This window comes from Vibrio sp. A1-1, from assembly GCF_021728175.1.
GTDB classification, from domain to species: domain Bacteria; phylum Pseudomonadota; class Gammaproteobacteria; order Enterobacterales; family Vibrionaceae; genus Vibrio; species Vibrio diabolicus.
The window spans coordinates 1-6,209 of the sequence record NZ_JAKKCL010000037.1; the positions used below are offsets into that span (position 1 = coordinate 1).

The 6,209-nt window shown below is 43.8% G+C and carries 6 protein-coding genes and 4 tRNA genes; 7 read left to right on the forward strand and 3 right to left on the reverse strand.

Translation table 11 applies throughout. From position 1 onward, the window contains the following. Window positions 1–496 precede the first annotated feature (496 nt). Both pssA and L3V30_RS23690 read right to left on the reverse strand, forming a co-directional pair. Window positions 497–1,837, reverse strand: a complete 1,341-nt coding sequence (gene pssA, locus L3V30_RS23685) for a CDP-diacylglycerol--serine O-phosphatidyltransferase (protein WP_031780707.1) — start codon at window positions 1,835–1,837, stop codon at window positions 497–499. Window positions 1,838–1,908: 71 nt separating this feature from the next. Then, entirely contained in the window at window positions 1,909–2,340 is a 432-nt protein-coding gene (locus tag L3V30_RS23690) for a GNAT family N-acetyltransferase (RefSeq protein WP_237310112.1), read from the reverse strand. A gap of 101 nt (window positions 2,341–2,441) precedes the next feature. Between L3V30_RS23690 and murB the strand changes: the two genes are divergently transcribed. Together murB and birA are read left to right on the forward strand one after the other, a co-directional pair. Further along, on the forward strand, window positions 2,442–3,485 hold the full coding sequence (gene murB, locus L3V30_RS23695; protein ID WP_237310113.1) for a UDP-N-acetylmuramate dehydrogenase: 1,044 nt from the start codon (window positions 2,442–2,444) through the stop codon (window positions 3,483–3,485). Then, window positions 3,482–4,447, forward strand: a complete 966-nt coding sequence (birA, locus tag L3V30_RS23700; protein ID WP_237310114.1) for a bifunctional biotin--[acetyl-CoA-carboxylase] ligase/biotin operon repressor BirA — start codon at window positions 3,482–3,484, stop codon at window positions 4,445–4,447. The genes murB and birA overlap by 4 nt, the downstream gene beginning before the upstream one ends. A 7-nt stretch (window positions 4,448–4,454) precedes the next feature. Here birA and coaA read toward each other — a convergent pair whose 3' ends face one another. Continuing rightward, entirely contained in the window at window positions 4,455–5,378 is a 924-nt protein-coding gene (gene coaA, locus L3V30_RS23705) for a type I pantothenate kinase (RefSeq protein ID WP_005398335.1), read from the reverse strand. Window positions 5,379–5,583: 205 nt separating this feature from the next. Here coaA and L3V30_RS23710 point away from each other — a divergent pair. From L3V30_RS23710 to L3V30_RS23730, 5 genes are all read left to right on the forward strand, one after another. Next, window positions 5,584–5,659: transfer RNA gene (locus L3V30_RS23710), tRNA-Thr, on the forward strand. A 36-nt stretch (window positions 5,660–5,695) separates the two neighbouring features. Continuing rightward, window positions 5,696–5,780, forward strand: a tRNA-Tyr gene (locus tag L3V30_RS23715). 35 nt (window positions 5,781–5,815) lie between these two features. Beyond that, window positions 5,816–5,890: transfer RNA gene (locus tag L3V30_RS23720), tRNA-Gly, on the forward strand. A 13-nt stretch (window positions 5,891–5,903) separates the two neighbouring features. Then, a tRNA-Thr gene (locus L3V30_RS23725) sits at window positions 5,904–5,979 on the forward strand. Window positions 5,980–6,081: 102 nt separating this feature from the next. Continuing rightward, window positions 6,082–6,209 (forward strand): GTP-binding protein (locus tag L3V30_RS23730; protein WP_227484038.1); only part of this gene is annotated, 128 nt, incomplete at its 3' end.

The following is a 6,209-nucleotide window of genomic DNA, read 5'->3' on the forward strand; positions in this document are numbered from 1 at the left end:
TTATATTAAGCCTCAGTCGAAAGACTGGGGCTTTTTTCGTTTTGGTTACCCGACTTACCTTAACCCCATTTCCATACTTACCTTAACCCCATTTCCATATTGAAACCTTGCATCGAGAGGCAGGCTCTTCTCTCGCGATACTTTCTAAGCCCTGCCATGACGAGTTGATGCGCAACTCTGTGCGGTTTCTACTGAACCGGGTCCCAGTATCGAGGACTAGTTTTGAGCCCCTGTGCTGACTTACGTGTTAGAAAGCTTATTCACTAGCGTAGTGTAAGAAAGAGTAAGATCGGAAGACTGAGTTATTAAGCACCTAGCCACTTACGCATGTATTACCTTTCTAGATTCTAGGTTGTTGCGTTTTGGGTTCAGTTGTGTCTCGCAAGTTTATTTACTGAAGCCTACTAACAGAGGTCTAATAGAGTATTAAGCTGTTGGATCTAGGAATAATAAAAAAGCCCAGCAGGAAAATGCTGAGCTTTGAAGTTAATTATGCTTACAGGATGCGTTTTAAAACCCCATCGGCTTTTAGGCGGGTTATTTTTCTTACTAACCGCTGCACTCCTATCGGATAATCTTCCACTTTTTCTAACTGTTTATAAGTACAGATAAGGTGGGTATGCTCAAGGATACGCGAAACCTCATCTTCGAACTTATCAGTGAGTTTCGCATAATTGTCTTGGATGAGAAGTCCATTTTCTAGATCAAGTGACCAAGCCCGAGGATTTAAGTTATTCCCCGTCAGTAGCATATAGCGTTTATCAACCCAAATGCCTTTGAGATGGAAGCTATTATTGTCATGCTTCCAGAGGTGAATTGACAGTTTACGCGCAGCGATATTCGCTTCATTTGCTTTCGCAAAGCGGCGTAGGTTTACTTCATACAGATATGGAAGTCCGCCAATGGTTTTAAAGTCTTCCTCAGGGGCAATATAAAAGTCGTTTGCTGTCTTGTCGCCCACAACAATAGTTACTTTCACACCGCGTTTCATAGCTCGCTTCACTTCACGATGCAGCGCTTTAGGGAAGTTAAAGTAAGGCGTACAGATAAAGATTTCGTTTTGGGCGGCCGCTAGTAACTTTACAATCTGTTGATTGAGTAGATTACGGCGTTTGCCTAGACCAACTAGCGGGGTGATTTTTACACTTTCTTCTGTTGCTGGTTGGTCTTCAAACTGATAATTAGCTTGAGCAAGTGAAGCTCTCAGTTGACGAATCGCCGACTTAATTTCTTTGGTTTCTGGCTTATCTTTTCCAGCAAGATCATTGACAGCTGGGTGAGCAATCATCTCTTCCTGAATGAATTGCACCATTGAATTAGCTAAAGACTCATGTCGAATCACATGGTAACGATCAAAGCGATAGCGTTCGTGATAGTGCAGATAAACGTTATTTAAGCTTGCCCCGCTGTAGATGACAGTATCATCGACAATAAAGCCTTTTAAATGCAGTACCCCAAAAACCTCTCTGCCACGCACAGGTATGCCATAGACAGGGATCGGGTGTTGGTACTTATTGGCATACGCTTTGTAAAGCGCAGAATTACCCTCAGATGTTTCCGCACCAATCAGGCCACGCTGCGCTCGATGCCAGTCGACACAGATATTGATGTCCAACCCAGGATTGCGCTGTTTCGCTTCATAAAGCGCAGTGAGAATTTCACGTCCAGCTTCATCATCTTCCAGATATAGAGCGACTAGGTAAATTCGCGACGTTGCTTTGCTGATTGCATCCAAAAGACGAGTCCTGAATGATTCTGCTGAATACAGAACATCAAAGTCTTCCGGATTGACAGCGAGACTTGGCAACTGTTCGAATGGATTCCTACTTACTATCATATCGGTATGAGTACCTTAGTTTAGTGCAATATTGCGAACCTGCCATTTTATCAAAGATATGATTTGCCTGGCTACAAAAGCGCGCGTTTTGATGTCGTTGAAGAGATGAATTGCATTGGAATGAGATCTTTACCGCTATCTACATAGCGTTGAAATGCCATTTTTAACGGGTGTGGTAGCTCAGAGCAATCAATGGTTTTGAATCCATGCTTGGAATAATAGGATTCGAGATGTGTAAACGCGAAGCAATAATCGCCATCAGTGAAAACATTGTTTTTACAATGAGTTAGTAGTTCTTTTCCAATGCCAGTTCCCCTAAGTGTTGGAATGACCAGCATTCCCGTCAGCAATCGAGATCTATCTACGGTTTTTAAGCGTAGTAACGCAACGATTTCACCTTTATGGCTCGCTGTAATGATCAGTTCATCCTTTTTGGCTCGACCCGAAGGGTAATACGCTTTGTACAACCTCTTAATGAGAGGGAGCTTGATAGGATTTAACACTTCTATGATTAATGAGTCAGGTATTGTCACTGCGGTTAAAAGATAACTAATGTAGAATGTCGACAGTTTAAGAGAATCTTATCTGACGTTGCAAACCTACTATGCAAATTAAAACAAATGCGAGCCTTAAGGCTTACCATACTTTTGGGATTGAACAGTCGTGTTCCTATTTAGCCACCATCGAGTCGCTCGAGGAGGTTATTCAACTATTTCAAGACCCGAGATTCACCCATTTACCGAAGCTTTTTTTAGGTAAAGGAAGTAATGTTCTTTTCACTGAGCATTTTGACGGGTTAGTGATCGTTAATCGAATCATGGGTAAAAATGTGACGGAAACGGATGACCAATACCTGTTGCATATTGCAGGTGGTGAAGACTGGCCTGAGTTGGTTTCCTGGTGTGTAAGTCAGGGAATTGGTGGGTTAGAAAACCTAGCCCTGATCCCTGGCTGTGCAGGCTCGGCTCCTATTCAAAACATTGGAGCTTATGGGCTAGAGCTAAAAGACATTTGTGACTACGTGGATGTTCTTGATCTAACTACGTTTGAAAATAGAAGAATGAGCGCCAGAGACTGTAACTTTGGCTACCGAGACTCCATTTTTAAACACGCTTTGCATGAAAAGTGCTTTATTACCGCACTAGGGCTTAAGCTGGCTAAACAATGGCAGCCGATTAATCAATATGGTCCTTTAAAAGATATTCCGGAAGAACAACTTAGCCCAGCAGCAATCTTCGAGCGAGTTTGCCAAGTGCGAACGGAGAAGCTACCGGATCCAGTCAAGGTAGGTAACGCAGGGAGTTTCTTTAAAAACCCAGTGATCACTCAAGATCATTATGATCGGCTCATGAAGCAACATACTAATATCATGGCCTATCCAACTCCTGGCGGAATGAAAGTCGCGGCTGGTTGGCTGATTGAACAGTGCGGATTAAAGGGGAAGTCTGTGCATGGTGCACAGGTCAACCCTATGCAAGCCTTGGTTTTGACCAACATGGACAACTGCAGTGCCGATGATGTTGTCGCACTTGCTTCCCTAGTGAAGCAGGCAGTGTGGGATAAATACCAAATAGAACTTGAGCATGAAGTGCGATTTCTGAACCGTACCGGGGAAACCAACTTGGCTCAGATCGAGGCGTTAAGATGAGAAAAGATCACTCTACGAAACTTCATATCTTAAAGTCATTAAGTAACGGCGAGTTTCATTCTGGAGAGGCGCTGGGCGAAGCCCTGAATGTATCCAGAGCGGCAATAGCTAAGCATATTAAAGGTCTTAGTGAGTGGGGCATTGATATTTATCGAGTGCAAGGGCGCGGTTACCAGTTGGCATCACCATTGCAGTTGCTAGATGAAGCTCTCCTTACTGCTAGTGCGGAGTCACTTGTTGAGCTTGTTCCTGTGATTGACTCAACCAACCAGTATTTGCTTGATAGAGTCGCAGAATCAGAAAAGGGCCGTGTTTGTATAGCTGAGTATCAAGCACAAGGACGTGGTCGCCGCGGTAGACAATGGATCTCTCCATTTGGCTCTAACTTATACCTATCCATGTACTGGCGATTAGATGCGGGAATGGCCGCGGCAATGGGCTTAAGCCTTGTTATTGGTATTGCCGCAGTGGAAGCACTAGAAGAAATGGGCATACAAGGCGTTAAACTCAAGTGGCCAAATGACCTGTATTATCAAGATAAAAAACTGGCAGGAATCTTAGTGGAGATGTCAGGGCAGGCCGGTGGTGCTGCTCATCTTGTGATTGGGATGGGGCTCAATATTGGAATGCCTGATGAGCAACCTGAGATTGATCAACCATGGACAACATTGAATCAGGTAAACGAGAGTCTCATGATCGATAGAAATGTCCTAGCGACGACGCTTATCAAGCATTGGAATTCCGCACTTATCGAGTATGAACTGAAAGGACTTACCAGCTTTGTCGAACGTTGGAATCGATTAGATAACTTTCTCAATCGTCAAGTCAAGCTGCTCATCGGACCTAGAGAGGTGCACGGCATCGTACGCGGCATCGATCATCAAGGCGGGATATTACTCGAAACCTCGCAAGGGCTAGAGACTTACATTGGTGGTGAAATCTCGTTGCGTAAAAGCGATTGACGTTCAATTACTTTCGCAAAGATACCTTATCAACCAAGTGGTTGACGCCTTTGTGTAGAATCAAATGGGCTCTTTCTCGGGTTGGAAGAATATTCAGCTCCAAGTTGAGCCCATTAATATCATGCCAAATTTGTTTCGCTTTTTGCTTTGCTTCATCGACTGACAGTTGCGTGTAGTGACTAAAATAAGAACCGGGTTTAGTAAAAGCCCCTTGGCGAAACTTTAAAAATCGTTCCACATACCACTGTTCAATTGTCTCTGTTTCAGCATCGACATAGATCGAAAAATCCAAAAAATCAGAGACAAAGACGCGATGTGGATCATGCGGATAATCCATTCCACTTTGTAGAACGTTTAAACCTTCAATGATAAGAACATCCGGTCTATCAACTTTTCTTAGTTCGTCCGTAATGTCATACGTGATGTGGGAGTAAATAGGTACTTCAAGATCCGGCTTACCCGCTTTAACGTCAGACATAAACTCAACTAAACGTTTGATATCATAGGACTCAGGAAACCCTTTACGATGCATGATACCGCGTTCTTCTAGTACCTTTTTCGGATATAGAAAGCCATCTGTAGTGACCAAGGACACTTTGGGATGATTCTCCCAACGAGAAAGCAATGCGGTCAGAATACGAGCTGTCGTACTTTTGCCTACAGCGACACTGCCGGCGATACCAATCACAAAAGGAGGGGCATGTTCTTCCGTATTCAAGAATTGTTGTAATACAGAGTTGCGGCTTTGACGGGCTTGGACGTACAGATTCAAAAGACGAGACAAAGGAAGGTAGATTTCTACCGCTTCCTCCATGGTTAGGTTTTCATTAATGCCCTGAAGCGCAGTCAAGTCGTCTTCAGAAAGTGTCATCGGTACAGAGTTTCTTAACTCGGCCCAGTTTGCACGGTCAAATGACAAAAATGGACTCATGGGTCTCTTTTATCCTTGGTTTAGTAGAAGCAAGAACATACATCAAGCGAACTTCAAAGCAAACGACAAAGGTCGAAGTTTACTTTAAAAAAGCCAAGTTTGTACGAATTTGCAGCAAACGAATCTAAAAAATCGAATTTTATGATTTTTTTTAAAATTACTATTGCAACCTCGAAAATCATTCAATAGAATGCGCACCACTTATGCCGACTTAGCTCAGTAGGTAGAGCAACTGACTTGTAATCAGTAGGTCACCAGTTCGATTCCGGTAGTCGGCACCATTCTTTCCTTTAGTAGTCTGAATGGCTTGAAAATTTGGAGGGGTTCCCGAGTGGCCAAAGGGAGCAGACTGTAAATCTGCCGGCACTGCCTTCGATGGTTCGAATCCGTCCCCCTCCACCATATTCTTTAGGAAATAGCTCTCAGAGTTACGTGTTGCGGGCATCGTATAATGGCTATTACCTCAGCCTTCCAAGCTGATGATGCGGGTTCGATTCCCGCTGCCCGCTCCACTCTAATTTGAGTGCTGATATAGCTCAGGTGGTAGAGCGCATCCTTGGTAAGGATGAGGTCGGCAGTTCGAGTCTGCCTATCAGCACCAGCTCTCAAGTTTATTTCCTTTTGATATTAGATTTACCAATTATCTTTTTTTGGTTGCGTGGTCAATTTGGGCCACCTAAATCCGTACCTAGAGGGACCACTCATGTCTAAAGAAAAATTTGAACGTACGAAACCGCACGTTAACGTTGGTACTATCGGCCACGTTGACCACGGTAAAACAACTCTAACTGCAGCTATCTGTACTACTCTTGCTAAAGTTTACGGCGGTGT

Bases quoted from the DNA above. Each gene is read 5' to 3' on its own strand.
- pssA (WP_031780707.1), bottom strand. From the start codon at position 1,837: ATGATAGTAAGTAGGAATCCATTCGAACAGTTGCCAAGTCTCGCTGTC.
- murB (WP_237310113.1), top strand. From the start codon at position 2,442: ATGCAAATTAAAACAAATGCGAGCCTTAAGGCTTACCATACTTTTGGG.
- birA (WP_237310114.1), top strand. From the start codon at position 3,482: ATGAGAAAAGATCACTCTACGAAACTTCATATCTTAAAGTCATTAAGT.
- coaA (WP_005398335.1), bottom strand. From the start codon at position 5,378: ATGAGTCCATTTTTGTCATTTGACCGTGCAAACTGGGCCGAGTTAAGA.